Genomic DNA, 874 nt, shown 5'->3' with positions numbered 1-874 from the left:
CCCCCCTCCCCCCCCCCGCCGCCCCCCCCCCCCCCGCCGCCGCCCCCCCCCCCCCCCCCCCCCCCCCCCCCCCCCCCCCCCCCCCACTACCGGGCTCGGCCAGCTTCGCGGCTTACGCCGCTCCTACAACGGTCCTACACCGACAAATCCGCTTCACCGGAGGGATTGCTCTGCAGCAGCTCCAGGTGCCGCTGCTCCATCTCCTGGCGCAGCTGGCGGCGGATCTGCGCGGCAGCGAAGCGACGCTTCTCATCGCTGGTTTCCGGCTGCAGCGATGGCACCGGTGTCGGCCGGCCGTCATCGTCCACCGCCACCATGGTGAAGAAACAGCTGTTGGCGTGGCGCACCGCGCCTTTGCGGATGTCTTCGGCCACTACCTTGATGCCGACTTCCATCGACGAATTGCCGGTGAAGTTCACCGAAGCGAGGAAAGTGACAAGCTCGCCGACGGCAATCGGTTGGCGAAAGGTCACCTGGTCCACTGACAGCGTCACCACGTAGTTGCCGGCATAGCGGCTGGCGCAGGCGTAGGCGACCTGGTCGAGCAGGCGCAGGATCGCGCCGCCGTGGACCTTGCCGGAGAAGTTGGCCATCTCCGGCGACATCAGGACGGTCATCGACAGCTGGTGGGCTTTGTGTTCGCTCATGGCGGTTACTGCGGTTGCGGGACCAGCAGGCTACTCCAGCCGGCGTGCAAGCGATATCGGCGGCCCCAACTGTAGTGCCGAGCCATGCTCGGCAAGGGGCTCTATCGGTAAGGCCTCTGCCGAGCATGGCTCGGCTCTACGGGAGGCAGGCATTTGTAGTGCCGAGCCATGCTCGGCAAGGGGGCCCTATCGGGAATGCCCCTGCCGAGCATGGCTCGGCACTACAG

General features: G+C 67.7%; 1 protein-coding gene. It reads right to left on the bottom strand.

Annotation, left to right across the window (positions count from 1 at the left end):
* Nucleotides 1-134: 134 nt before the first annotated feature.
* Nucleotides 135-647, bottom strand: a complete 513-nt coding sequence (locus AC13FW_RS07670) for an acyl-CoA thioesterase (RefSeq protein ID WP_482988712.1) — start codon at nucleotides 645-647, stop codon at nucleotides 135-137.
* Nucleotides 648-874: the final 227 nt, after the last annotated feature.

It is taken from the genome of Stenotrophomonas sp. 21LCFQ19 (assembly GCF_056861425.1).
The sequence above is the reverse complement of the archived record's forward strand: the minus strand, read 5'-3'. Positions and strand labels throughout refer to the sequence as shown.

Coding starts and splice junctions, on each gene's coding strand:
- AC13FW_RS07670 (WP_482988712.1), bottom strand. CDS start 647: ATGAGCGAACACAAAGCCCACCAGCTGTCGATGACCGTCCTGATGTCG.